The 26,418-nt window shown below is 49.2% G+C and carries 19 protein-coding genes; 12 read left to right on the top strand and 7 right to left on the bottom strand.

Going from position 1 to position 26,418, the window contains the following annotated elements; translation table 11 throughout:
* Nucleotides 1-228: 228 nt before the first annotated feature.
* A complete protein-coding gene (locus HYN48_RS09375) occupies nucleotides 229-1,131 on the bottom strand; it encodes a patatin-like phospholipase family protein (protein WP_108370991.1) in 903 nt (300 codons plus the stop codon).
* Complete coding sequence (locus HYN48_RS09370; protein ID WP_108370989.1) at nucleotides 1,128-3,221, bottom strand: M1 family metallopeptidase; 2,094 nt, start codon at nucleotides 3,219-3,221, stop codon at nucleotides 1,128-1,130. The genes HYN48_RS09375 and HYN48_RS09370 overlap by 4 nt, the downstream gene beginning before the upstream one ends.
* A gap of 106 nt (nucleotides 3,222-3,327) precedes the next feature.
* Here HYN48_RS09370 and recG point away from each other — a divergent pair, with 106 nt between their 5' ends.
* The 5 genes from recG (at nucleotide 3,328) to HYN48_RS09340 (ending at nucleotide 11,954) form a co-directional block, all read left to right on the top strand.
* Nucleotides 3,328-5,430 carry an ATP-dependent DNA helicase RecG gene (recG, locus tag HYN48_RS09365; protein WP_108370987.1) on the top strand — a complete coding sequence of 701 codons (2,103 nt, stop codon included), beginning with the start codon at nucleotides 3,328-3,330 and terminating at the stop codon, nucleotides 5,428-5,430.
* 170 nt (nucleotides 5,431-5,600) lie between these two features.
* Nucleotides 5,601-6,665 carry an efflux RND transporter periplasmic adaptor subunit gene (locus HYN48_RS09355; RefSeq protein ID WP_108370983.1) on the top strand — a complete coding sequence of 355 codons (1,065 nt, stop codon included), beginning with the start codon at nucleotides 5,601-5,603 and terminating at the stop codon, nucleotides 6,663-6,665.
* A gap of 3 nt (nucleotides 6,666-6,668) precedes the next feature.
* The gene (locus HYN48_RS09350; protein WP_108370981.1) at nucleotides 6,669-9,773 is read left to right on the top strand and encodes an efflux RND transporter permease subunit; all 3,105 of its coding nucleotides are present in this window, start codon (nucleotides 6,669-6,671) and stop codon (nucleotides 9,771-9,773) included.
* Nucleotides 9,763-11,073, top strand: a complete 1,311-nt coding sequence (locus HYN48_RS09345; RefSeq protein WP_245945944.1) for a TolC family protein — start codon at nucleotides 9,763-9,765, stop codon at nucleotides 11,071-11,073. Before HYN48_RS09350 ends, HYN48_RS09345 begins: the two co-directional genes overlap by 11 nt.
* Nucleotides 11,074-11,096: 23 nt before the next feature.
* A complete protein-coding gene (locus HYN48_RS09340; RefSeq protein ID WP_108370965.1) occupies nucleotides 11,097-11,954 on the top strand; it encodes a bestrophin family protein in 858 nt (285 codons plus the stop codon).
* Between the two features lie 50 nt (nucleotides 11,955-12,004).
* On the opposite strand, the gene HYN48_RS09335 is transcribed toward HYN48_RS09340, so the two are convergent.
* Entirely contained in the window at nucleotides 12,005-12,529 is a 525-nt protein-coding gene (locus tag HYN48_RS09335) for a GNAT family N-acetyltransferase (protein ID WP_108370963.1), read from the bottom strand.
* Nucleotides 12,530-12,540: 11 nt separating this feature from the next.
* A complete protein-coding gene (locus HYN48_RS09330) occupies nucleotides 12,541-13,701 on the bottom strand; it encodes a DUF4861 family protein (RefSeq protein ID WP_181248448.1) in 1,161 nt (386 codons plus the stop codon).
* 199 nt (nucleotides 13,702-13,900) lie between these two features.
* On the opposite strand from HYN48_RS09330, the gene HYN48_RS09325 reads away from it, so the two are divergent.
* The 3 genes from HYN48_RS09325 (at nucleotide 13,901) to HYN48_RS09315 (ending at nucleotide 17,414) form a co-directional block, all read left to right on the top strand.
* Nucleotides 13,901-14,485, top strand: coding sequence for a non-canonical purine NTP diphosphatase (locus HYN48_RS09325; protein WP_108370959.1), 585 nt, complete (start codon nucleotides 13,901-13,903; stop codon nucleotides 14,483-14,485).
* A gap of 188 nt (nucleotides 14,486-14,673) precedes the next feature.
* Complete coding sequence (locus HYN48_RS09320) at nucleotides 14,674-16,557, top strand: DEAD/DEAH box helicase (protein ID WP_108370957.1); 1,884 nt, start codon at nucleotides 14,674-14,676, stop codon at nucleotides 16,555-16,557.
* A gap of 86 nt (nucleotides 16,558-16,643) precedes the next feature.
* Complete coding sequence (locus HYN48_RS09315; RefSeq protein ID WP_108373522.1) at nucleotides 16,644-17,414, top strand: carboxypeptidase-like regulatory domain-containing protein; 771 nt, start codon at nucleotides 16,644-16,646, stop codon at nucleotides 17,412-17,414.
* A 32-nt stretch (nucleotides 17,415-17,446) separates the two neighbouring features.
* Here the strand turns inward: HYN48_RS09315 and HYN48_RS09310 are convergent, their stop codons facing one another.
* Nucleotides 17,447-18,112, bottom strand: a complete 666-nt coding sequence (locus HYN48_RS09310; RefSeq protein ID WP_108370954.1) for a TrmH family RNA methyltransferase — start codon at nucleotides 18,110-18,112, stop codon at nucleotides 17,447-17,449.
* A gap of 58 nt (nucleotides 18,113-18,170) precedes the next feature.
* Between HYN48_RS09310 and HYN48_RS09305 the strand changes: the two genes are divergently transcribed.
* The 3 genes from HYN48_RS09305 to HYN48_RS09295 all read left to right on the top strand — a co-directional run bounded on the left by HYN48_RS09305 (nucleotide 18,171) and on the right by HYN48_RS09295 (nucleotide 22,636).
* The gene (locus HYN48_RS09305) at nucleotides 18,171-18,860 is read left to right on the top strand and encodes an SIR2 family NAD-dependent protein deacylase (protein ID WP_108370952.1); all 690 of its coding nucleotides are present in this window, start codon (nucleotides 18,171-18,173) and stop codon (nucleotides 18,858-18,860) included.
* 190 nt (nucleotides 18,861-19,050) lie between these two features.
* Entirely contained in the window at nucleotides 19,051-20,397 is a 1,347-nt protein-coding gene (gene purB, locus HYN48_RS09300) for an adenylosuccinate lyase (protein WP_108373520.1), read from the top strand.
* Between the two features lie 16 nt (nucleotides 20,398-20,413).
* Nucleotides 20,414-22,636 (top strand): cation:proton antiporter domain-containing protein, encoded by a 2,223-nt coding sequence (locus tag HYN48_RS09295; protein WP_108370950.1) that lies wholly within the window; start codon nucleotides 20,414-20,416, stop codon nucleotides 22,634-22,636.
* Between the two features lie 94 nt (nucleotides 22,637-22,730).
* On the opposite strand, the gene guaB is transcribed toward HYN48_RS09295, so the two are convergent.
* The gene (gene guaB / locus HYN48_RS09290; RefSeq protein WP_108370948.1) at nucleotides 22,731-24,203 is read right to left on the bottom strand and encodes an IMP dehydrogenase; all 1,473 of its coding nucleotides are present in this window, start codon (nucleotides 24,201-24,203) and stop codon (nucleotides 22,731-22,733) included.
* A gap of 156 nt (nucleotides 24,204-24,359) precedes the next feature.
* Here guaB and HYN48_RS09285 point away from each other — a divergent pair, with 156 nt between their 5' ends.
* Nucleotides 24,360-25,454, top strand: coding sequence for an MBL fold metallo-hydrolase (locus HYN48_RS09285; protein ID WP_108370946.1), 1,095 nt, complete (start codon nucleotides 24,360-24,362; stop codon nucleotides 25,452-25,454).
* Here the strand turns inward: HYN48_RS09285 and HYN48_RS09280 are convergent.
* Nucleotides 25,451-26,314, bottom strand: coding sequence for a hydroxymethylglutaryl-CoA lyase (locus HYN48_RS09280; protein WP_108370944.1), 864 nt, complete (start codon nucleotides 26,312-26,314; stop codon nucleotides 25,451-25,453). The genes HYN48_RS09285 and HYN48_RS09280 overlap by 4 nt on opposite strands.
* Nucleotides 26,315-26,418: the final 104 nt, after the last annotated feature.

Genomic DNA, 26,418 nt, shown 5'->3' with positions numbered 1-26,418 from the left:
ATCGCAGTTTTCCTGGCCCGGTAAAAAAGCTGTCCCTTTCCTCACAACGCGTATCCGAAATTTGCATTATGGGTAACAAACCCCAATACAATCCATCTGTAACTTTCTTAAAATCAAAAAGCCTCCGCTAAAACGGAGGCTCTTTTTTATAGCAATTTTTCCCATAATGTATGCTGGGAATAGATATAACAGCCGGCGGCTAAAAAACCCTACTTACAATCGGCTTCTTTATGGAAGTTTGTTGTCGCTCATGAGTCCGCTTTTATTCTTCGCATACTCATAGCCTTCCTGCCACCACTGCTTCATCTTTTGTTTGTTAAAGATGAGGGCATTGTCCGTAAGTTGGGTCGGGGTGTAAAATAAATTCAATTTTACGTCGTGATGCGTCGCCGAAAGCTTACCGATAGTGATGTCATGCTTTTCCACCTGGTCGAGCAGCGTGGCAAAAAGATCGACCATCAGCGAGAAAGGATTTTTACCGATCACGCGCGGCGAAAGCTGGGTTTCGGTTTCCAATATCACCACATCTACAACGGTTGCCCCGCGATTGATGGCTTCGCGTATCGGCACGAGGCTCGAAAAGCCGCCATCTCCATATTCGCAACCGTCTTTGCTCGCAATACTCATAAACGGAATGTAATTGCAGGAAATCCAGATCCAATCGCAGAAATCCTCGTAACCGAAATCCTTTATCGCTTTGTATTCCACGTCGTTTTTACTCAGGTTGGTGACCGTAACGACGATGTTGCAGTGGGATGCCTTTAACTGGTTGAATTCGCTGAGCGTAAAATTTTTCCTGATTTGTTTGCGCAATTTCTGGCTTTCGCCAAACGTACGCTTCTTCCTCAGAAACTGCAGCAGTACGTTAAAGTGGTTGATGGTGACAATTTCAACACCCTTTCTTTTCTTGACGACCAAAGGATTGATGTTGAATATTTTCTTCATATTCACATTGGTGTAAATGCCATGGATCTTTTTCACATTGCCCAATGCCAGGTGCGGAATCAGCAGGCTTCCCGTGGAGGTACCGAGCAACAGGTCGTACTTATGTCCTTCCTCGAGCAGGTATTGTGCTACGCCGCCCGCAAACGCTCCTTTGCTGCCACCGCCTGAAATCACGAGCGCCCTCATTTTTCTTTGAGGAGTTTATCGAGCTGAACCCTTTCATTTTCGGGCAGGGATTCCAGCAGGGATTCATAGTATTCGCGGTGGCTCTGGACTTTAAGCTGCGTCCTGATCCGGTCCCGGGAAAACTTGGAAAACCTTGGAATATGGCTTACCAGGCCGTTGATAAGGTACGGGATGTAATTTTTGTCATTCTTATCAAGAAAGATGAGCTTGTCGAGCGCGTTGATTCGGGTATTGACGCGGAAATCGGGAGATGCATATCCCAACAGCTCGTCATAGTAACCCGACTTTTTTTCGGGGCGGTAATCCTTGGTTTTCAATGCCATGGAAAGCCACATGATACGCAGGTTTTTGTCGATCAGGCCAATCCAGCCGTCGGACTTGTCGAGCAGCCTTTTGCTATCCTCCGGAAACTGCGACCAAAGTTTATTCATCGCGATTTCCCTGGTATAATACGACGGATCATCGAGCAGCGTCTCATATTCGGTTTTAAAACCATCAGGAATTTTATCCCAGTGCATGGCCACCGTTTGCCTGACCAGGACATCATTGGTCTGCATGGCCCGCAGCAGCAGGTTCTTCTCTTCTTCGAAAGGCAGCTGTTGCAACTGGTTCACGATTTCCTGCTTCACGGGATAGAACACGTTTGAAGCCAAAATCTGCTCAAACTCTTTTTCTTTCTGTGCCAACGGGATTTTAGCCATGTCCGCCACCCGGAAGTACTCGGTTATGAATCGGTTCTTTTTAAGAATCGCCAACACTTCCTGTATCGGGAAAATGCCGCTTTCAAGCCACCGCTTCCTGAAGTCGTCGGTATTGTAATCCGAAACCTTATTGATTTCCGCAAGGAACTCGTCGGTATCTGCATTTTTGAACTGATATTTTTCCACGTAATTCTTAACCGCTTTCCTGAACCGGTCCGCACCCACGTTTTCCCGCAGCACATGAAGCGCCCAGGCGCCTTTCTGATAAAAACTCAGCGAGCTCGCCTTCTCGTTCAATATCGGTATGGTGTCTGTTTTGGCTGCCCGTTGGATTTCCTCGGCGTTTTCATAGAGCCGCTGGTTGAAATAGTCATCACCGAAAACCTCTTTCTCCGCCAACAGTGCATAGTAGGTAGCAAAGCCTTCCTGCAGCCAGTGGTGTCTGGACGATTTTGCCGTGACCATATCGCCGAACCATTGGTGCGCCAGCTCATGCGCGTTCACATTCAGGTAATTGTTGTCATTGAAGCCGATCTCGTCGACCACATAAATTTCATTAAAAAGTGTGGACGTGGTGTTTTCCATCCCACCATAAATGAAATCGTGTGCGGGAATCTGGCGGTAAATTTTCCAGGGATACGGCACGCCGATTTCTTTCTCGAGATAGTCAAAAATGCGCTTGGAATAACGGTAAGTGGACTCAAATTTTGCAGCGTCTTCATCGGGCAGGTAATATTCCAGCGGGACTCCACTTGCTGATGTTTCGGTTTTACGCGTAAAATTTCCAATGGCCAGCATGAGCAGGTAGGAACTCATCGGCTTGTCCATCGAAAAATAGGAAATCTTATACTTACCCTTGCCATCGAACAGCGTATGGTCATCTTTTTTTGGTGTCGCGCTGTAGGTGCCGTTCGAAATGACGTCGACGTCAATCCCGGTAATCACCTGCATATTGAAAATCACTTTTTCATTCACATCGTCGAAACTCGGGAACCAATGGCTGGTATTCTTTCCCTGCCCCTGCGTCCAGATTTGCTGGCTTTCGCCACGGCCTGTAAAGTAAAGCGCTTGTTTGGGAAACGCCTTAAAGGCAAAAGCCACTTTGTTAGCGCCTTTCCTGAACCCTTCGAACAACAGGATCTGTTTGCCCGAATTCTTAAACCGCGCATGCCTGCCATTGACAGTCATATCCATAATCGACATATTGACGGCATCGATCCTGACGGTGTCGGTTTTACTTAACACCTGGAAATCGTAATGGGCCCAGCCGGTAACGGATTTTTCTTCGGGATGGGGTGTGACCTGTCCGGTAACGGATTTGAAATCCACAAAGCGCGTCTGTTGGGCAAAGGCCAGTCCGGAACAAAGGAAAATGAGGAGGTAACGCATAAGACTATTATTACAGGGTTAACAAATATAACGGGTTTTTTGTGGTTTTGCCATTTCCCGTTTTGCCAATTTAAAGTTATCTTCGCCTTAAAGTTTTCACGCCAGCATGTCCAACCTCCTGCAAACCCCGATCGAATACCTCAAAGGCGTCGGCCCGCAACGCGGCGATTTGCTGCGCAAGGAATTGGGAATACACAAATATTCGGATTTGGTGAACTTTTACCCGAACCGATACATTGACAGGACGCGGTATTACAAAATCAATGAACTGCGCAACAGTCCCGCCGAGGTCCAGATTGTCGGGAAAATCATCCACATCAAAACCGTCGAGCAAAAAAAGGGCAAACGCCTTACTGCCACATTCATTGACGATACCGGCGAAATGGAACTGATCTGGTTCCAAGGCCTTAAATGGATCCGCGAAAGCCTGCAATTGAACGTCCCGGTGGTGATTTTCGGAAAATGCAACGTTTTTAACGGGCAGTTCAGCATGCCGCACCCTGAAATCGAATGGCTCAGGGACCACGAGCAGAACCTGCGCTCGGCGATGCAGCCGGTCTACCCTTCGACCGAAACGCTTGCCAACCGCGGGATCTCAAACCGTGTGGTCAATAAAATGATGCAGCAGCTGTTCCTGGAAACCGGGAATGCATTCACGGAACCCCTGCCGGCTTGGCTTTTGGACGAGCTGAAACTCGTCCCGAAGAGTAACGCCCTGTTTAACATCCATTTTCCAAAGAGTGCCGACGCGCTAGCAAAAGCGGAATTCCGACTGAAATTTGAGGAGCTTTTTTTCATCCAACTGCAGCTTATTACCAAAAACATCATACGGAAGCACCGCATTAAAGGGCATCCGTTTACGAAAGTGGGGCCGCGTTTCAATGATTTTTTTAACCGTCACCTGCCTTTCGAACTGACCAATGCGCAGAAGCGCGTACTTAAGGAAATCCGCAATGACATGGGCGGCAGCGCGCAGATGAACCGTTTGCTGCAGGGCGATGTAGGATCAGGGAAAACGATTGTCGCGCTGATGACCATGCTGCTTGCGCTTGACAATGGATTCCAGGCCTGCCTGATGGCGCCAACGGAAATATTGGCAAATCAACATTATACCGGCTTATCCGAACTCGCTAAGGATTTGGATATCAATATTAAAATTCTGACGGGCTCAACTAAGACTGCCGATCGGAAAATCATCCACGACGCGCTAGAGGACGGCAGCCTCCATATCCTGATCGGCACGCATGCGTTGCTCGAAGACAAGGTGAAATTTAAAAATTTAGGCCTGGCCGTGATTGACGAGCAGCACCGTTTCGGAGTTGAGCAGCGGTCGAAATTGTGGAAGAAGAATGACATCCCGCCACACGTGCTGGTGATGACGGCTACCCCAATCCCGCGTACACTCGCGATGAGCCTGTATGGTGATCTCGACATTTCGGTAATCGACGAACTGCCACCGGGCCGAAAACCCATACAAACGGTGCACCGTTATGACAGCAACCGACTTAAAGTCTGGAAATTCATTCGGGATGAAATTGCAAAAGGCCGTCAGATTTATATCGTTTACCCATTAATCCAGGAATCCGAAAAGATGGATTTCAAGGATCTGATGGATGGTTATGAAAGCATTTCGCGAGATTTTCCGCTGCCTCAATATGCCGTTTCCATTGTACACGGAAAAATGAAAGCCGCCGACAAGGATGCGGAAATGGAGCGGTTTTCAAAGGGCAAGACCCATATCATGGTGGCGACCACCGTGATTGAGGTCGGTGTCAATATTCCGAACGCCAGCGTAATGATTATAGAAAGTGCCGAACGTTTCGGGCTCTCACAACTGCACCAGCTTCGAGGGCGCGTCGGCCGTGGCGCCGAACAAAGTTACTGCATCCTGATGACCGGCCACAAACTCAGCAACGACAGCAAAACACGGATGGAAACGATGGTGCGCACCAACGACGGGTTTGAAATTGCCGAAGTTGATCTCAAACTCCGCGGCCCCGGCGACCTTATGGGAAAACAGCAAAGCGGCGTGCTCAATCTGCAGATTGCCGACATCGTCAAAGACCGCGAAATCCTCCAGCTTGCCCGGCACTACGCCATAAAGCTGCTCAAAGAAGATGCGGCGCTCGCAAAACCGGAACACCAGGTGCTGCGCGATGTTTTTATGGAAATGTCGAGAAAACAGGAAATCTGGAATTACATCAGTTAAACGCTCCGCGAAACCACTGTTTGGAAAAAAACAGCCCTTCTTCGGACGCTAAAATACTTTTCGGGTATATCTCCCGCCTGCCCCAACGCAGCTTGACAGTTGTTAAATAAAAACTAAGTACTTTCCCTTTCAGCAGGCTAAGGCGTAAATTTGCTTCATAAGCCTTACCCATGAAAATAAAATACATCGTCTACACGCTCCTGATAACCGGACTTGGCGCGTTGATTTTCTACCGGATCAAAGAAAACAATTCGGAAAATGACAAGTCCAAAGATCCGAAATCAAAGAATAAGACGACTAAGGTCAGTGGCATCGTTGTCGTTCCGCAAACATTCGAAAACAATCTCTCCCTTTCCGGTTCAATTGAAGCCAACGAGCAGGTCGAAATTCGTAGTGAGGTGTCCGGCATTGTTGAAAGCATTCAATTTAAGGAAGGCGTCACCGTGTCAAAAGGACAGCTGCTGTTTAAGGTCAACGACGTGGAACTGCGCGCGCAACTGCGGCAGCAGGAAACCAGGGAAAGCCTGGCCTCTGAGAACGAACGAAGGGCCGGCTTGCTGCTGAAAAAAGAGGCAATCAGCCAGGAAGAGTATGACGTTGCACGTGCCGATTTCAAATCGGCCCAGGCGCAAACGCAGCTGATCCGCGCACAAATTGCAAAAACCTCGGTCAGGGCCCCGTTTTCCGGAAAAATCGGATTGCGTTCCATTTCGCCCGGTACCTACATCACGCCCGACATCCTGGTGGCTAAACTGGTCAATGTTTCCCAGCTGAAGATCACCTTCAGTATTCCTGAAAAATACGCCGGACAAATGAAAATAGGAACGCCGCTTTCATTTACAGTAGCTGGCTCGACATCATCATACACTGCGAAAATTTACGCCATCGAGCCCGAAATCTCGGTCGCGACCAGAACGCTGCAGATCCGTGCCGTCGCTGACAATAAAGACGGTAAACTGCTTCCGGGCACTTTTGCCGACATTGAACTGCCGCTGCAGAAAATCAATGATGCCATAGTCATCCCTTCAGAAGCCATCGTTCCGGTACAGGATGGCAAGAAAGTCTTCACGGTACGCAATGGCAAGGCCAAAGAAAACAAGGTAGAAACGGAAACCCGCACCGATAAGGACGTGCTGGTCCTTTCAGGTCTTAAACCCGGCGATACCGTATTGACCTCAGGGGTAATGTCGCTCAAGGATGACGCGCCGGTCAAGGTCATGATTAAAAAACAATAATCCATGAGTTTATCTACCTTAAGCATCAGGAGGCCCGTTTTTACGATTGTGATCAATCTCGTGATCGTGCTTTTTGGCATCATCGGATATACGTACCTGGGCGTACGGGAGTTTCCGTCCATCGACCCGGCACAGATTTCCGTCCGAACGAATTACACCGGAGCCAATGCAGACATCATAGAGTCGCAAATCACCGAGCCACTTGAAAAGGCGATCAACTCTATCGATGGAATCCGCAATATTACCTCTTCGAGCAACCAGGGATCGAGCAATATTACGATAGAATTCAAATTGGAAAAAAGCCTCGAGGAGGCCGCAAACGATGTGCGCGATAAAGTGTCGCAGGCCGTTCGCAGCCTGCCTCAGGATATCGATGCGCCACCGGTGGTATCCAAAGCCGATGCCGATTCAGAGCCGATCATCACCATGACGGTGCAGAGCGATTCAAAAGACGCGCTCGAACTCAGCGACTATGCAGAGAATGTGATTGCAGAACGTTTGCAGACCATTCCCGGAGTGAGTTCGGTACAAATCTGGGGGCAGAAGAAATATGCCATGCGCCTCTGGGTAGACCCGGTCAAACTGACTTCGTACGGGGTTACCGTTGCTGATGTGCGCACGGCACTTGAAAAACAGAATGTTGAGCTGCCATCAGGGAAGCTTACCGGCGCGAATACGGAACTGACCGTAAAGACCGTCGGAAATCTGTCCGAGCCGGAGCAATTCAATAACATCGTCATTTTATCCGAAGGCGAGAAAACCGTGAAATTCAGTGATATTGGCCGCGCGGAACTCGGACCCGAAAACCTCGAAACCAAAATGTCGGAATCCGGACTGCCCATGGTCGGTCTCGCCATCATACCGCAGCCAGGAACGAATTACATCGACATCGCCAACGACTTTTACGAGCAATATGACAATTTAAAGAAAACGCTGCCCGGTGACCTGAAGTTGAATGTCGCCATAGACAACAGTGTTTTTATCAAGAAATCGGTTGTCGAAGTTGCCGAAACCCTGGGTATCGCGCTGATTCTCGTCATCCTGATCATCTATTTGTTTTTCAGGGACTGGGCGATTGCCTTCAGGCCTTTGATTGACATCCCGGTGTCGCTCATCGCTACGTTTTTTATCATGTACCTGTGCGGGTTTTCAGTCAATGTGCTGTCATTGCTGGCCATCGTGCTGGCCACGGGCCTCGTTGTTGATGACGGTATTGTGGTTACCGAAAATATATTCAAGAAGGTCGAGGAAGGCATGTCGCCGATTGAAGCCGCCATCAAGGGATCGAATGAAATCTTCTTTGCTGTCATTTCCATTTCCATCACGCTCGCCGCGGTGTTCCTGCCCATTATATTCCTTGAAGGCTTTGTTGGGCGGCTGTTCCGGGAATTTGGCGTCGTCATAGGCGCGGCAGTGTTGATTTCGGCATTCGTTTCGCTGACGCTGACTCCGATGCTGAATGCGTATTTGATGAAGGGCGGCGAGCAGAAAAAATCGAAATTCTACAATCTCACCGAGCCTTATTTTGTCAAATTAAACCAAGGGTATGCGGGCTCGCTCACGAAATTCATGAAACGAAAATGGCTCAGCTTCCCGATTATCATCCTCTGCATCGGCATTATTGTGCTGTTTTTTAAGATATTGCCAAAGGAAACCGCACCTTACGACGACCGCAGTTTCATCGGTGTCAACGTAACGGCTCCTGAAGGTGCCACTTACGACTATACCGACCGGTTTATGCAGGAACTCACACAATTGATCAACGATTCGATTCCTGAAAAGAAGGTCAGCCTCGTAATCACATCTCCCGGTTTCGGTTCTTCGTCGGTCAACAGCGGCAGGATCCGGATTGCCCTTAAAGAGCCCGATGAACGGGAGCGCAGCCAGAAAGAGATCGCAGACGACCTGACCAAATGGACCAAAAAATATTCTGAGGCCAAGACCAATATTTCAGAACAGCCCACCATCGCCGTAAACCGTCGCGGCGGGATGCCAATCCAGTACATTATACAGGCGCCTAATTTTGAGAAACTACGTGAGAAAATACCGCAGTTTATGGATCTGGCAAGCCAAAACGACACCTTTTCAAATGTAGACGTCAATCTTAAGTTCAACAAGCCCGAAATAAACGTCACCATTGACAGGGAAAAAGCGGAAAGCCTGGGTATTTCTGTGCTCGATGTCGCGCAAACGCTGCAGTTGTCTTTGAGCGGGCAGCGTTTCGGTTATTTCATGCGCAACGGCAAACAATATCAGGTGATCGGGCAGTTTGATGAAAAGGACCGCGACTCACCCCTGGACCTGACGTCAATGTTCGTCAAGAACGATAAGGGGCAGCTGATTCAATTGGACAATGTCGTCAAAACCGAGGAAAAGAGCAGCCCGCCGCAACTGTACCACAACAACAGGTACTTATCGGCGACAATTTCCGCTGGCTTGTCTCCTGGAAAAAGCATCAGCGATGGGATTGCCGCTATGGACGAGATCAAGGCGAAAGTGCTTGACGATACCTTTACGACCGACCTCGGTGGGGAGTCCCGCGATTTCGTGGAAAGCAGTTCCAATACCTCAAAAGCGTTCGGCCTTGCGGTACTGCTGATCTTCCTGATCCTTGCGGCGCAATTTGAGAGTTTTATCGATCCGCTGATCATCATCCTTACCGTACCGATGGCGGTGGCAGGGGCGCTATTTTCGCTTTGGCTTTTTGGGCAGACCTGGAACATTTTCAGCCAGATCGGAACGGTGATGCTCATCGGGCTGGTTACCAAAAACGGCATACTCATCGTAGAATTTGCAAATCAGTTGCGCGAACAGGGCAAGCCAAAATTCGAAGCAATCATTGAAGCCTCCGAGGCGCGCCTCAGGCCCATCCTGATGACGAGCCTCGCCATTTCATTAGGTGCATTGCCCATTGCGCTGTCGCTCGGTGCGGCCGCCACCAGCCGTATCGGGATGGGCGTCGTCATTGTAGGCGGCACGATATTTTCGCTCGTGCTTACGCTGTTTGTCATCCCGGCCATGTACATGATGTGGTCGCGCGCACCCAAACACCATCCCGAATTTGACCACATTGACGAATATGAAAAAGAAGCCAGGCATGAAAAATAGGAATTTATATTTTGCCGCCCTACTATGCTGCATCGGATGGATGAATGCCGGCGCACAGACTGTCCTGACCATCGAAGAGGCCGTGAAAACCGCCTTGGAAAACAATTATGATATCCGGATTGCAACAAATGAGCTGACCATCGACAAAACCAATGTGAGCCTGGGAAACGCGGGGATGCTTCCCACGGTGACAGCCAATGTCGTCGACAACAATGGCATTCAGAACAGCAAACAAACGCGTTCCGATGGAACCGTAAACGAACTGGATAACGCGAAAAACAACAGCCTGAATTATGGCGTTGGACTGAACTGGACCGTTTTTGACGGGTTTCGGATGTTTGCCCGCTACGACCAACTCAAAGAATTGCAGAAATTGGGTGAAGCCGAGGTAAGAATGGCCATACTGACGCGCATCAGTGATGTCATGCAGACATACTATACGGTCGCGCAGCAGCAACAGCAACTCGCCGCACTCGATACGACGATAGTCATTTCAAAACAACGGCTGGAATTGGCAAACAACCGCTATACGATTGGGAAAGCCTCGAAACTTGAGGTCCTGAACGCCCAGGTGGATTTAAATACGGACACCACGAATCTGCTAAGACAGAAGGAGTTGTATGCCAATACGAAAATCGCATTGAACCAGCTCATGGCACGTGATCCGCAAATTGATTTTTCGGTGGTAGACGCCATCGAACTGGACAAAAGCCTGCAACTCGATGCGCTGATCAACCTCGCCCAGAAACAAAATCCGCAACTTGAAGCACAGATCATCAACAAGCGCGTCGCCGAGCTGCAGCTCAGGCAGGTCAGGGCAGGCCGCTATCCGACAATTGGTATCAATACGGGCTATAATTTTGGGAGGACGGAGTCCAGCCTTGGATTTACCACGCAGTCGTCAGCAAACGGACTGACATATGGGTTTACGGCTTCGCTGAATTTATTCGACGGCTTTAACCAAAGGCGGAACGAAAAAGTCGCGCGGCTGCAGGTAGCCAATTCACAGCTCCTTATCGAACAGCAAACCGACAACGTTAAATCGCAACTGGCTTCGGCGTATCAAACCTATCTTACCAATCTGCAATTGGCGGAACTCGAGCAGAAAAATGAAGAAATTGCCCGCCAGAACCTTGACATCACTATGGAAAAGTTCCGCATCGGCACCATCCCTACAATCGAATTCCGCACAGCACAACTCAATTACGTCACCGCACAGACACGCAACAGCGAAGCACAGTTCCAGGCAAAATTATCAGAGGTGGCGCTCAAGGAACTTGCCGGAAATTTGAAATTTTAGCCTACATTTACTGAAAAACCGACATGATTTCTTACAATACCAAGGAGTGGTTTACTTTCATTTTCCGATTTCACAAGGCCGATACGTTCCGTAAATTATTGCCCATTATGCTCGCCATAGGTGCCTATGCCGCGCTTTTAGGGTACCTCGAAGTGGAATATTTCCATCTTTCCGAAAAAAATTACATCCGAAAGATCACAATCATGCATGGGATGTTGGGTTTTGTCATTTCGTTGCTGCTCGTATTTCGCACCAACACGGCTTACGACCGTTGGTGGGAAGGCCGAAAAATGTGGGGTGCACTCGTGAACAACAGCCGTAATCTCGCACTGAAAATCGCGGCGATGTCCGGTGACGCCGACGACAGGTCTTTTTTCAGGAAAATGATCCCTGCCTACGCTTTCATACTCCAGGAGCACCTGACCAACGAGGAAATCAGCCAGGAACTTTTTGACGATATTACGATTGAACGGCACAAACACAAACCAAACCAGGTGGCCTCACTGCTGTTCAGGAAAGCCAACGAGATGTATGCCGAAAAAAGAATTTCCGGAGAGCAGCTCATCGTCATCAACGCCGAATTACAGTCGTTCACCGACATCTGCGGCGCCTGCGAACGCATCAAAAACACGCCCATCCCCTATTCTTACAGCGCCTTCATCAAGAAATTTATTTTCTTTTATGTCATGTCGCTGCCTTTCGGCTATTCGTTCGATCTCGGATTCTATGTAGCCCCGGTTGTGGTTTTCATATTTTATGTTCTGGCAAGCCTAGAGTTGATTGCGGAGGAGATCGAAGATCCTTTCGGAACAGATGAAAACGACCTGCCGATGAAAAAGATTTCGGAAAACATTAAAAAACACGTAGAGGAAATCTTGTAATCCCCTGCCTTTTCAGGCATGCTGCACCGTCTTATCCTCAAGGCTGACCGTTATTTTCTGATCAGGGCATATAGAACCGAGTCCTCAAATTTGCCGTCGGTAAGATAATGTTCGCGAAGCAATCCTTCCGTGACAAAACCGAATTTTGCTAAAAGCCGCTGCGACGCCACATTATGCGTGGCAGTCAGCGCCTCAATGCGGTGCAGTCCCATAACTTCAAATCCGTAAGGGATAATATACCGCAGCGCTTCAGTCATCAGGCCTTGCTGCCTGAACTCTTCCCTGAAGAGACCGTACCCCAGCTCGGCCCGCGCGTGATCGGTCCACCATGTATGGAACCCGCACCAGCCAATAATCTGGTCATGCTGTAAAATCTGGAAGTAGCGGAATGTCTTGTTGTAGGTCCACATGCCGTTCACGAACTTATTTTTTTCCGCAGCAAGCTTTTCTTCAGAATCCACACCAAGGAAGGCCATCAGCGCATCATCCGCGTACTGCGTATGCACGTATTGAAAAACGGCAGGGTTCAGCTCGCGGAGCGCCAACCGCGGCGTATTGATAATGTTAAAAGTCATCGCTATTTGATTTAATTTGACAACACACTCACTTCTAAAGGATTGTTGAGTTTGAGGATTTGCTGTTGGATCAGGACATCCCAATCTTCGACGTGGCGCACCTGTCCGCTTTTAAGCCATGTAAAACCTGTGTAGTAGGTGATTTGGTCGCGCGGTTTGGTGACCAGGAGCAGGTGGCTGCGATCGGGTTGCGCGTCGACATGGGTCAGTATATCGTCAATGTACCTGGGCTCCATGATAAGCGCCTCGCCCAGCCACGAATCGCCGACAGCTTCCCAATACCGGGCCCAGCCTACTTCCTTTTCAAGCCTCGTTTTGCCTTTATTGTCGTGCAGGCTGATGCCCAAGGAATATCCAGGAGCTTTGGTATTGGCCGTAAAATACACTTCAAATTTTGAAAAATTCGAACCCATATCGAGCGAAATGATTTTAGTTTCTTCGACCCAAAACCGGCTCCACCTCGCATATTTCACTTCTAATTTGACACGCAAAGGCCCGTTCTCCAGAATCCGGTAGCTGCTGAATCCGCCCGGCAGGTGGAGGCTGTCTTTGACCCAAAGTCCACTGCCACCTGCGCCCATGCCGGCTCCCAATAGGTAGCCATCATACCCTTCGCCATGGTCTTGCCTGTAATACCCGGGCTGTTTTTTGCTTTTTGCAAACCAGCTGTCAATCACGGCATACGCAACTTTCTTGAACCACGGATTGACGCCTCCCGGAAACGCTGACGCGTCTTTAGCGCTTTTTTTTCCGCCACTGCCATACAAACAAAAAGCCACCCTGTCATTCTCCCATGCGAGGCCTTCACCACGTTCCGGCGAGAACTTTCCATAGGCCACGCGCTGAGACTGGGATTTGTTTTTAAGGCTGTCGGAGACGATGAAATAATTGACGGTGGCATTCGCCGGCACATTGGCCTGGAACAACACGGCGTCGTATTTCCCATCCCCATCGTAATCGGTCCATTGTATGGGCAGGTAGGCTTCGGTGCCCTCCATCTTGATGCGGAAATTCTTTTTATCGTGCTTTTTAAGCCAGAACCCGAGCTGGTCGCGTGTGATGGCCGTAACGTCGTTTCGCTCAAAACCAAGCGGATTTTTCACAATCACCTTGAGTGACTGCGCGCGCGCTTCCACGAGGGTCAGTGCAAGCAGCAAAATTAAATTTGGCAAAAGTTTCATTGGTCTCATCTAGGCAAAGCTAACAATTCATCGTTAAAGTCTGCGCATCCCGATTCATATGCCGCCGAAAAGATATGATTATGGCGCCCCCTCCGGGCCGCGCTCTCCGCGCTACACGGTAGCCGGCTGCGATCGCTGGCGCAGTACCGCGTCCGGATTGGGATTTTCATTATCTTTGGAAAAAAAACGCATGCAACTCGTCTTTGCCTCTTCCAATAAGAATAAAATTGCCGAAATACAAAACATGCTTCCCGACGGCATCACCGTTTTGAGCCTCGAAGACATCGGCTGCCACGAAGAGATTCCCGAAACCGCCGACACCATCGAAGGCAATGCCGTCCTCAAAGCCGATTATGTCAGCCAAAAATACGGTTACGATTGCTTCGCGGATGATTCCGGACTCGAAGTCGATGCGCTTGGCGGTGCCCCCGGCGTGTATTCCGCACGGTATGCAGGTGAGCAGAAAAATGCAATGGATAATATGCACAAACTTCTCGAAGCTTTATCAGAAGAAACCAACCGCAGTGCCCAGTTCAAAACCGTATTGGCCTTAAATCTAAATGGTGAAAAGCATTTATTCTCAGGAATCCTTAAAGGTAAAATCACTGATGAAATGCGCGGAACGAAAGGTTTTGGCTATGATCCGATCTTCCAGCCGGAAGGTTATGATCGGAACCTCGCCGAATTCTCTATGGAAGAAAAAGCAGCGATCAGCCACCGCGGTATTGCCGTAAAACAATTGGTCTCCTTCCTGAATGACAACTCAAAACCCTAAACTTTTGAACTGAAACCGTTTACATCAGGCGGTTTTTTCTCCTCTCCGATCGCAAAACTAACCGCCTGCAGGGCCGCTCCACGTGTATGTAATTGATTTTCAATAATTAATAAATCAACAATAAACTACCAGCCATTAGTTATTGCGGAATATTAGCACTACTTTTGCAAAATATTTTAAAATACCTTATGAATAAATTTGAACAATTAGGATTGAAAGAGTCGCTGAACCGTGCGATTATCGATCTGGGATTTGAGAATCCGACCGAAGTGCAGGAAAAAGCGATTCCAATGCTATTGGAACAAGACACTGATTTAGTTGCGTTAGCCCAGACAGGGACAGGGAAAACCGCAGCTTTTGGCTTTCCACTGATCCACAAGATCGACGCTGACAACAGAAATACACAGGCGTTAATCTTATCACCTACCCGCGAACTTTGTTTGCAGATCACTAACGAGATCAAGAATTACTCGAAGTACGAAAAAGGAATCAATGTCGTAGCCATCTACGGCGGTGCCAGCATTACGGAACAGGCGCGCGAAATCAAGCGCGGCGCGCAGATTATCGTCGCGACTCCGGGAAGGATGCAGGACATGATCAACCGCGGATTGGTCAACATTACCCAAATTGATTACTGCGTTTTGGACGAAGCGGACGAAATGCTCAATATGGGCTTCTATGAAGACATCGTTTCCATATTATCCGACACGCCTGACGAAAAAAGCACCTGGCTTTTCTCAGCGACCATGCCTGCCGAAGTGGCGCGCATCGCCAAGAAATTCATGGAAAATCCGATTGAAATTACTGTCGGGACGAAGAATTCAGGTTCCGCTACAGTATCGCACGAGTTTTACCTCGTCAACGCGCGTGACCGTTACGAAGCCTTGAAACGCCTGGCCGATGCCAATCCGGATATCTTTTCCGTGGTTTTCTGTCGCACCAAAAGGGACACGCAGCAGGTGGCAGAGAAATTAATCGAGGACGGTTACAACGCAGCCGCATTACACGGCGATTTGTCTCAGGCCCAGCGTGACTCGGTAATGAAGTCATTCCGTGGTAGGCAAATCCAGATGCTCGTAGCGACGGATGTTGCCGCGCGTGGTATCGACGTAGACAATGTGACGCACGTGGTAAATTACCAGCTTCCTGACGAAATCGAAACCTACAACCACCGTTCGGGCCGTACAGGACGTGCAGGGAAATTAGGCACCTCGATAGTCATTGTAACGAAAAGTGAATTGCGCAAGATTTCTGCCATTGAAAAAATCATCAAGCAGAAATTTGAGGAGAAGACAATCCCATCGGGAATTGAAATCTGTGAAATCCAGCTGTTGCACCTGGCCAACAAGATTAAGGATACCGAAGTGGACCACGAGATTGACAACTACCTTCCGGCCATCAACAACGTATTGGAAGGCCTTTCTAAAGAAGAGCTGATCAAGAAAATGGTGTCGGTCGAATTCAACCGATTTATCAATTACTATAAGAAGACGCGCGACCTTTCAGCGCAGTCTGCCGGAAAACGTGACGATCGTGAACCGCGTGAAAACTCGGGCGGCGCCGTGCGTTATTTCGTAAATATCGGTTCCAGGGATGATTTCGACTGGATGCAGTTGAAGGATTTCCTTAAGGAGACATTGGATCTGGGCCGCGACGATGTATATAAAGTGGACGTCAAGGAAGGATTTTCTTTCTTTAACACCGATCCGGAACACACCGACAAGGTAATGGAAATCCTCAATAACGTAACGCTGGGCGGACGACGAATCAATGTCGAAATTTCCAAAAATGACGGCGGCGGACGCAGGGACCACAACGGAAGAAGCGGCGGATTCGGCGCAGAACGCGGCGGAAGAAGTTTCGGCGGTGATCGCGGCAGCAAGAGCTTTGGCGGCGGTTTCAAAAGCGACAAACCGTCACGATTCTCGTCAGAAAGGGCCGGCAGCAGCGAAACCAGGTTCAGCCGTCCGGAGACGCCAAGACGCGAGGGGAAATTCACCTCGGAAAGGGCGCCAAGGCGTTCTGAAAGCTTCAGCGACCAGTCGAGGCCGAAGCGTCCGCGCAAAGGCTAAGCCATTGTGTTAATTTTGCCATAATTTATATGGAGACTGCAAAATATCTTAGGAGTTTTATTACTTTTAAACCGCTTAAAACCGGTATGAGATATTTTGCAGTTTTCTTTTTTATGCTCTTTTCCGCTGTTGTTTCCGCACAGGAAAAACAGGAGGGGCAGGTCGTCAGCGGTACCGTTATTAACGACAACACACTGCTTCCCATGCCCAATGTCAACATCATCAACATCAACAAGGTCAGGGGAACGGTCTCGGATGATAAGGGAAATTTCCAGATCGCAGTCACCGCCAGCGATACGCTGCACATTTCATTCCTCGGTTACAAATCGATTAAGGTGCGCGTAACCAACGACTGGATCAAAAACAAGACCACAACGATCCACCTGACAGAGAAAGCCTATGCACTCGAAGAAGTCATCGTGCGCCCATACAACCTTACGGGCTACCTTGAAATCGATGCCAAACTGATTCCGATAAAAGAAAATTACCGCTACAGCATTTCAGGCCTTCCGGCAGGTTATGAAGCGGGCGATGCGTATTCTCCCAATGCTTTTGGGCGGGTACTGGGTTCCATATTCAATCCGGCAGACATGCTTTACAATTTCTTCGGAAAAAAGCCGACAGAGCTGCGGCGACTCAAGGAAATGAAGAAAGACGATGCGGTGCGGAATGCACTTGAGGAGAAATTCGATCGCGAAATGATTGCCGTACTGCTTGGCGTAACCAAAGAAGAAATCGGCGAGATTATGTCGCGCTGCAATTACTCGGAGCAGTTCATTAAGACCGCAAATGACCTGCAGATCATGGACGCCATCAGTGCGTGTTATGAAGAATATAAGATCCTGAAGAAAAAGTAACGCCCCTTTTGCACGACTTACGGTGCTGACGTTTAGCCTTGATCAAGGCTCCCGAAATAGCGTGCCTCAATCCTTTTAATATCCTTGATGGAGTTGCGTGACCAGTCGATGCGCTTTTCCAGCAACTCTTCCGCAGAAAGCTGCCAGTCCACAGTTGACTTGCGGAGCCTTTCCGTGATGTTCTGGATAATGATCGCCGCAGATACAGATATATTCAGGCTTTCAGTAAATCCAACCATAGGGATTTTCAGGAATCCGTCTGCCTGGCGCAACACTTCTTCTGAAAGTCCGTGGATTTCCGTACCGAAAAACAGCGCGCTTTTCTGCGTAATGTCAAAATCATCCATCAGGCAATCGTCCTCGTGTGGCGTGGTGGCAATGATTTTATAGCCCTGCGATTTGACTTTAGCGAGGCACTCCCCCACGCTTTCATGCCGGCTGATGTCAACCCATTTTTGTGCGCCCAGTGCAATCTGCTTATCGACACGCTTGCCATACTTTTCTTCAATGACATGCAGGTTCTGAATCCCGAAAACCTCACAGCTCCGCATCACGGCGCTGGTGTTGTGCAGTTGGTACACATCTTCGATCGCAATCGTAAAATGGTTCGTACGGTTAGCGAGGATCTTGAGGAACTTTTCCTTGCGGTTGTCGGTCAGGAATCCTTCCAGATACTCCAGATAAGCGAGGTCGGCCATAACTATTTTTTGCCAAAAGTAATAAAAAGCGTAGTTTTATAAAGCTTAGATTCTTGATATGGAAAAGAAAAAACTGGTGGTATTGAGTGGTGCCGGAATCAGTGCCGAAAGCGGGATCAAAACGTTCCGCGACAGCGATGGATTGTGGGAAGGCCATGACGTCATGGAAGTGGCCACTCCCGAAGGTTTCAGGAAAAACCCGAAACTCGTACTTGATTTTTACAACCAGCGCAGGCGGCAATTGCACGAAGTCGAACCCAACAGGGGCCACCTTATTTTAGCGGAACTCGAAAGTCATTTTGAGGTCAATATCATCACGCAGAATGTGGACAATCTTCATGAGCGTGCCGGAAGTTCGAACGTACTGCATTTGCACGGCGAATTGTTTAAAGTGCGCAGTACCGCGAATCAAAACCATATTTTGCACTGGGAACACGATCTGCATTTGAGTCACCTTGACGAGAACGGTCATCAATTGCGGCCACACATCGTGTGGTTCGGCGAGGCTGTACCGGCGCTGGAAGAAGCGGCACGACTCGCGTCCGAAGCGGATATTTTCGTCGTAATCGGGACGTCGCTGCAGGTGTACCCCGCAGCGGGACTGATTGATTTTACGCAACGGCACGTCCCGTTGTATTATATCGACCCGAAGCCGGCGTACATCCCCAACCTGAGAAACCCTTTGGAGATTATCGGGCTTGGTGGTTCGGAAGGGATGGCCATCCTGCAATCTAAAATTGTACGTTAACCTGAGAAACATGCCCTAGCCCCGATCGCAGCGGCATCCTTTTTCTTTTTTCTTTAAAAAGAAAAAGATACAGCGGAGAGCGGGAAGCAGCTTCTGATTTTTATCAAAAAAATACCATTTAATGATTTCGATTCCTTTCGCGTTTGAAACCGAAGGGTTATATTTGCTTTTAACGCAAAAACAACACACAATGCAAGACCTTACCGCGCTAAACGCCATTTCGCCAATCGATGGAAGATACCGCAGCAAAACGATTTCCTTGTCCAGATATTTTTCCGAAGAAGCCCTGATCCGTTATCGGGTTCTGGTCGAAATCGAATACTTTATTGCGCTTTGCGACCTCCCCTTGCCTCAACTTGAGGGCGTAGATAAAGGCGTATTTGACAAGCTTCGCGACATTTACACCGAATTTAATACCGACGATGCCTTGTGGATCAAGGAAACCGAAAAGACCACGAACCACGATGTGAAAGCGGTCGAATATTTCATCAAGGACAAATTTGATGGATTGGGTTTGGCGAAATATAAGGAATTTATACATTTCGGACTCACCTCACAGGACATCAATAACACGGCGATCCCGCTTTCGACGAAAGAGGCATTCGAAGAAGTGTATCTCAAGTCGCTGATTGGGCTTATCAACAAGTTAAAAGAGCTCAGCATCGAGTGGAAAGACGTGGCCATGCTGGCACGCACGCACGGGCAGCCGGCTTCCCCGACCCGACTGGGTAAGGAAATTGGCGTTTTTGTCGAGAGGCTTGAGGAGCAATTGCGGTTGCTGTTCAACGTGCCGTTTGCAGCCAAATTTGGCGGTGCCACAGGAAACTTCAACGCGCACCACGTGGCATATCCGGCAATCGACTGGAAACATTTCGGGAACCAGTTTGTGGAAGGCGCGCTCGGATTGCAGCATTCGTTCCCTACGACTCAGATCGAGCACTACGACCATTTCGCGGCTTTTTTCGATGCCTTGAAAAGAATCAATACCATCCTGATTGACCTCGACCGCGACATCTGGACTTATGTGTCGATGGATTATTTCAAGCAGAAAATAAAGGCTGGTGAAATCGGTTCCTCGGCGATGCCGCATAAGGTGAACCCGATTGATTTTGAGAATTCCGAAGGGAATTTAGGCATTGCCAATGCTATTTTTGAGCATTTGTCGGCCAAGCTTCCCGTATCAAGGCTGCAGCGCGACCTGACCGACAGTACCGTTTTAAGAAACATCGGCGTGCCGATAGGACACACGCTGATCGGGTTTGAAGCCACGATGAAAGGCCTTAACAAACTGTTGCTCAACGCCGATAAATTTGCAGAAGACCTCGAAAAAAACTGGGCCGTCGTCGCGGAAGCCATCCAGACCATCTTACGTCGCGAAGGCTATCCGAACCCTTACGAAGCCTTGAAAGGCCTCACCCGAACCCACACGACCATCGATAAAAAAGCCATTCATGAATTTATCGCAACACTGGAGGTCAGTGACGCGGTCAAGCAGGAATTGCTGGCAATCAGTCCGTCGAATTACCTGGGTATTTGATTTTAAACGTCTTGATATGATAATAGCAGCCGCTACAAACACGCACCTTTATCCCTTGATCAGCGACCTCGGCCTGATCCTGATGACTGCGGGTGTTGCGGTCATCCTGTTTCGTAAGATCAAGCAGCCGCTGGTACTGGGGTACCTGATTGCGGGTTTTCTGGCCGGCAACCACTTTGATTTTTTTCCGTCGGTGAAAGACATCAAGAGCGTGGAAGTCTGGGCGCAGATTGGCGTGATTTTTCTGTTGTTCAGCCTCGGACTGGAATTCAGTTTTAAGAAGCTCATGAAAGTGGGCGGCACAGCGTCGGTGACAGCGAGCGTGCAGATTGTCTCGATGCTTATCATCGGTTACGGCGTCGGGAAGTTGATGGGTTGGGAAACGATGGATTGTATTTTCCTCGGGGTCATCCTGTCCATTTCCTCCACTACGATTATCCTGAAAACCTTCGATGAACTCGGGGTAAAAGCACAGAAATTTGCCGGAAATGTTGTCGGGGCGCTCATCGTACAGGACATCATCGCGATCCTGATGATGGTATTGCTGTCCACCATCGCGGTCAGCCAGCAATTTTCGGGCATGGAACTGATCAAATCCGTAGCAAAATTGCTGTTTTTCCTGACCATCTGGTTCGTCAGCGGCATTTTTTTCATACCTACTTTATTGAAAAAGGCCAAAAACCTGCTGAGCGACGAGATGTTGCTGATTGTGTCTATTGCCTTGTGCTTACTGATGGTCATTTTAGCGGATGGCGTCGGGTTTTCACCGGCTTTAGGCGCTTTCATCATGGGTTCAGTGATTGCGGAAACGACCCAGGCAGAACACATTGAGCACCTGGTTAAGCCGGTTAAGGATCTGTTCGGTGCGGTGTTCTTTGTATCCGTGGGCATGCTGATCAATCCCGAAACTTTGGTTGCCTATGCAGGGCCCGTGATGATACTGACGTTGGTAACCATTTTAGGCCAGTCGCTGAGTTCGACGGCCGGTTCGCTTTTATCCGGGCAGCCGCTGAAACAATCCGTACAAACCGGGATGAGCCTGTCACAAATCGGGGAATTCTCATTTATCATCGCGACCCTGGGAATGACGCTGAACGTCACCAGCAATTTCCTCTACCCGATTGTTGTCGCGGTTTCAGCAGTGACTACGTTTACGACCCCATTTATGGTCCGTGCGGCGCCTGCCTTTGCAGACTTACTTGCGAAAAAGCTGCCACGAAAATGGACTAAAAAAATAGAACGTTACAGCGCCAATGCGCAATCTATCAAATCAGTGAGCAACTGGCAGGTGGTTTTAAAAGCCTACATGGTACAGGTTGTCATCCACTCGGTGATTATCGTTGCCGGTATCCTGCTTTCCGCCAAGTTTGTATTGCCGTTGGCCAAAGATTCGCAGTTCGGTCACGCCCTCGTCGCCCTGGGTACGCTGGTTGTACTCGCGCCATTCCTGTGGGCGCTCGCATTGCGCCGCGTCAAGGTCGACGAAGTGCTCGTCCTGATGCAGGAACGACGGTATCGCGGCCCGATCATTATGATGATCCTGTTGCGCTTCGTACTCACGCTGGTGTACATCGGTTTTATGCTGAACAACTTCTTCTCTCCGGAAGTGGCCATGATCGCGTTTGTTTCAGCCCTGGCGTTGTACGCGATATTCCCGAAAAGGCTCAACGCCCAGTACCACCGTATAGAGAATCATTTTATGAAAAACCTCAATGCGCGTGAAATCATCAGGGCCAAATTTACGCGGAGCGACCTTACACCGTGGGAAGGACACATGGCTATTTTTAATATTGCAAAGGAATCGAATATCGTAGGCAAAACCCTCGAAGAATTGCAGCTCAGGGAGGATATCGGGATCAACATCGCATTCATCAAGCGCGGCGAGATTACGATAAACATTCCCGGTCGTACTGAGAGGCTGTTTCCCGGCGATGAAATCTGCATCATTGGCACCGACCAGCAGGTGAAGGATTTCAGGAAATTCCTTACGGAGAATGAAATTGCGCCGCCAGAAAAATCAGTTGAGCCCGACATCGTATTGCGCCAGATAGAAGTGCATCAGGAGGAATTTATCGGGAAAAGTATCCGGGAATCGCAGTTGCGGGAGAAAACCAACGGATTGATTGTGGGGTTCGAGCGTAAGGGCAAGCGTACCTTCAATCCGGAATCTCAACTGGTGCTCCAGAAAGACGACATTCTTTGGATCGTAGGTGACCGGAAGCGGATCGCCAGACTGTAGCCTGACCCGTTAGCCCCGATCGCCGCAGCATCCTTTTTCCCGCTTCTTTAGCGGGAAAAAGATATAGCAGAGAGCGGGATTGGCTCCTGAAAAATTACCTTGAATAATTCGGCGCTTCTTTTGTAATCGTAACATTATGCGGATGGCTCTCGGTAATACCGCTTGAGGTGATCCGGATAAAACGGCCATTTTCCTGTAAGGTCGGGATGTCTTTTGCGCCACAATAGCCCATCCCGGCACGCAGCCCGCCGATGAATTGCTGCATGCTTTCGTTCAGTTCGCCTTTATACGGCACGCGGCCCACAATGCCTTCGGGCACGAGTTTCTTGATATCATCCTCGACATCCTGAAAATAACGGTCTTTCGAACCTTCCTGCATGGCTTCAACCGAACCCATGCCACGGTATGACTTGAATTTCCTGCCTTCGAAAATAATGGTTTCGCCCGGTGACTCTTTGGTTCCGGCGAGCAGAGAACCCATCATCACCGAGTCGGCTCCGGCGGCAATGGCTTTCGGAATGTCCCCGGTGTAGCGGATTCCGCCGTCAGCAATGACCGGCACGCCGGTTCCTTTAATCGCGGCTGCCACTTCAAGTACGGCTGAAAACTGTGGGAACCCGACCCCCGCCACCACACGGGTTGTGCAGATAGATCCGGGCCCGATGCCTACTTTCACGCCATCCGCACCATGCTCGACAAGGTATTTCGCCGCTTCGGGCGTCGCGATGTTTCCGACGATGACATCGATATTGGGGAATTTTGATTTTACGTCCTTCAGTACATTGACCACGCCTTCCGTGTGGCCGTGCGCGGTATCGATAATAATGGCGTCAACGCCGGCGTTCACCAGCGCCTCTGCCCTAAGGACCGCGTCGGGTGTCACGCCGATGGCCGCAGCCACCCGCAGCCTGCCGTACACATCCTTATTCGCGATGGGTTTTTGCGTCAGTTTGGTAATATCACGGAATGTGATCAGGCCCACTAGCTGGCTGGCGCTGTTGATTACAGGCAGCTTTTCGATCTTATGTCCCTGCAGGATGACCTCAGCTTCCTGAAGTGAGGTGCCTTCCGCTACCGTAACCAGGTTTTCACTGGTCATGACTTCAACGATGGGACGGGCATTATTTTTCTCAAATCGCAGATCGCGGTTGGTCACGATGCCTTTGAGTATTTTGTTTTCGTCGACAATGGGGATGCCTCCGATACCGAATTCCTTCATCACATTTTTCGCATCGGAAACTTTTGACGTGAGCGGCAGCGTCACCGGATCGATAATCATACCGGATTCGGCACGCTTGACTTTACGGACTTTGGCGGCCTGCTGCTCAATGGTCATGTTTTTGTGCAGTACGCCAATGCCGCCTTCCTGTGCCATAGCGATGGCCATAGCGCTTTCGGTAACGGTATCCATTGCTGCGGAAACGATCGGGACGTTCAGCGAAATATTCCTCGAAAATTTTGATTGGATTGAAACTTCCCTGGGAAGCACATTGGAATAATTGGGGACCAGCAGGACATCATCGTATGTGAGGCCTTCGCCGATGATCTTGGAGTTGTGTGCGATCATTGCAATTTGTGTTGTAGTTAAATTGCGTGCAAATATAGTGAATCCTGACCGATTAAAAAATTTAAAAACGGGAAACATCAGGCTAATAGCCCAGAAAATAAAGTCAAAAATTTCTGATGAATGTTACTTTGCCTAATTTAGCCAAAAATCCTCAATATGCTAATTACCGGCCTTGTGCTGCTGGCCCTTGTCAGCGCTGTTTACCTCTTCCTGAAACACCCGAAGTTCGGAAAATTGCCGTCGGGAAAAAGATTGGAACAAATCCTGAAATCGCCAAATTACCGCAACGGGAGATTCCAGAATTTAAGCTACACGCCTGACCTGGCCGAGGGGGAAACGGTCTTAAAGGTACTTCGGAAAGTGCTTTTTGAAAAAGACCGACGCAACAAACCCAAAGCAGCCATCCCTTCGCAAAAAACAGATTTACTTGCGCTGGCGGCCGACGAAAATGTCCTGGTATGGTTCGGGCATTCTTCGTATTTCATGCAGGTCGAAGGAAGGAAAATCCTGGTTGACCCTGTTTTCAGCGGTGCAGCCTCTCCTGTGCCGGCGACGACGCGCAGCTTCAGGGGCTCAGATGTTTATACGACAGACGATCTCCCGGAAATCGACTATCTTTTCATCACCCACGACCATTGGGACCATCTTGACTACGAAACGGTGATGAGGCTGAAGCCAAAAATAAAAACCATCATCACCGGACTCGGTACCGGTGCGCACCTTGAATACTGGGGATTCCGTCCGGAAATTATTATCGAAAAGGACTGGAGTGAAACCGTTGCGCTGCCTGACGGTTTTACCGTCCACACAGTACCCGGGCGGCATTTTGCGGGCAGGCTTTTCAAACGGAACCAGGCGTTGTGGATGGCATTTGTCTTACAGACACCGAAACGCCGGATATTCCTGGGCGGCGACAGCGGCTATGACACGCATTTTTCAGGAATCGGGGACGATTTCGGGCCGTTTGATCTGGCCATACTCGAATGCGGTCAATACAATGAAAGCTGGAAGAACATACACCTGATGCCCGGAGAGATCGTTCTTGCAGCGCAAGCGCTTAAGGCCAAAGCACTGCTGCCTGTACACTGGGCCAAATTTGCGCTGGCGCTGCATGCGTGGGATGAGCCGATTAATTTGGCAGTGGCCGACGCAAAAACGGCAAACCTGCCGTTACTGACGCCGATGATCGGTGAGAAAATGTGCCTGGATACCCTGACACCTTTAAAAGCATGGTGGCGAAACGTAGATTAATGGAACTCGCCGAATAGCCTGGTAGCCTCGTTGTAGGCACTTTCGAAAGACATTGGACTGGTGCCTGTACTGGCTTTTTGTGTTGTAAAATACGAAAGCAGCTTTTCGGTAGGCATATTTCCCGTGAGGTCGTCTTTTGCCATTGGGCAACCCCCAAATCCCTGGATGGCGCCATCAAACCGGCGGCAACCTGCTTTGTAAGCCGCGTCGGTTTTCTCAAACCATTTGTCAGGCGTGGTGTGCAGGTGAGCGCCGAATTCCACCTGCGGATATTTCGGAATCAGGTTCGAGAAAAGGTACTCGATGATTTCAGGCGTCGAACTCCCGATGGTATCGGACAGCGACAAGATCCGGACGCCCATGGCAGCGAGTTTTTCGGTCCATTCCCCGACAATGTCGACGTTCCATGGGTCACCATAAGGATTTCCAAATCCCATGGACAGGTAGGCAACCACTTCTTTGTCCGTCTTTTGGGCTATATCAAGGATTTCCTGCAGCGTAACGAGCGATTCGGCTATCGTTTTGTGCGTATTGCGCATCTGGAAATTTTCAGAAATGGAGAACGGGAAACCGAGGTAGCGAATTTCGTTAAATGCGGAGGCCGTTGCCGCACCCTGCGTATTGGCTATAATGGCCAGCAGCTTGCTTTTGGTTTGTGATAAATCCAGGCTGGCGAGTAATTCAGCGGTATCCTTCATCTGCGGAATCGCTTTTGGGGATACAAAACTCCCGAAATCGATGGTATCGAATCCGACCCGTAGTAAGGATTGGATATAGGATGCCTTGCGTTGCGTCGGGATAAAGGGCTTGATTCCCTGCATGGCATCCCTTGGACATTCGATTATTTTTATTGGCTCCATAAAATGCCAAATATATAAAAGTATTGTCGCGTGGCGAAATCGTTTTCTTTTAAAATTGGAGCGATAGTATACCGCAATTCAATCATAAATCTTTATATGACGCA

It is taken from the genome of Flavobacterium magnum (genome assembly GCF_003055625.1).
Classification (GTDB): Bacteria; Bacteroidota; Bacteroidia; order Flavobacteriales; family Flavobacteriaceae; genus Flavobacterium; species Flavobacterium magnum.
Note: the sequence above shows the minus strand (reverse complement) of the source record. Positions and strands in the feature narration are given on the sequence as shown.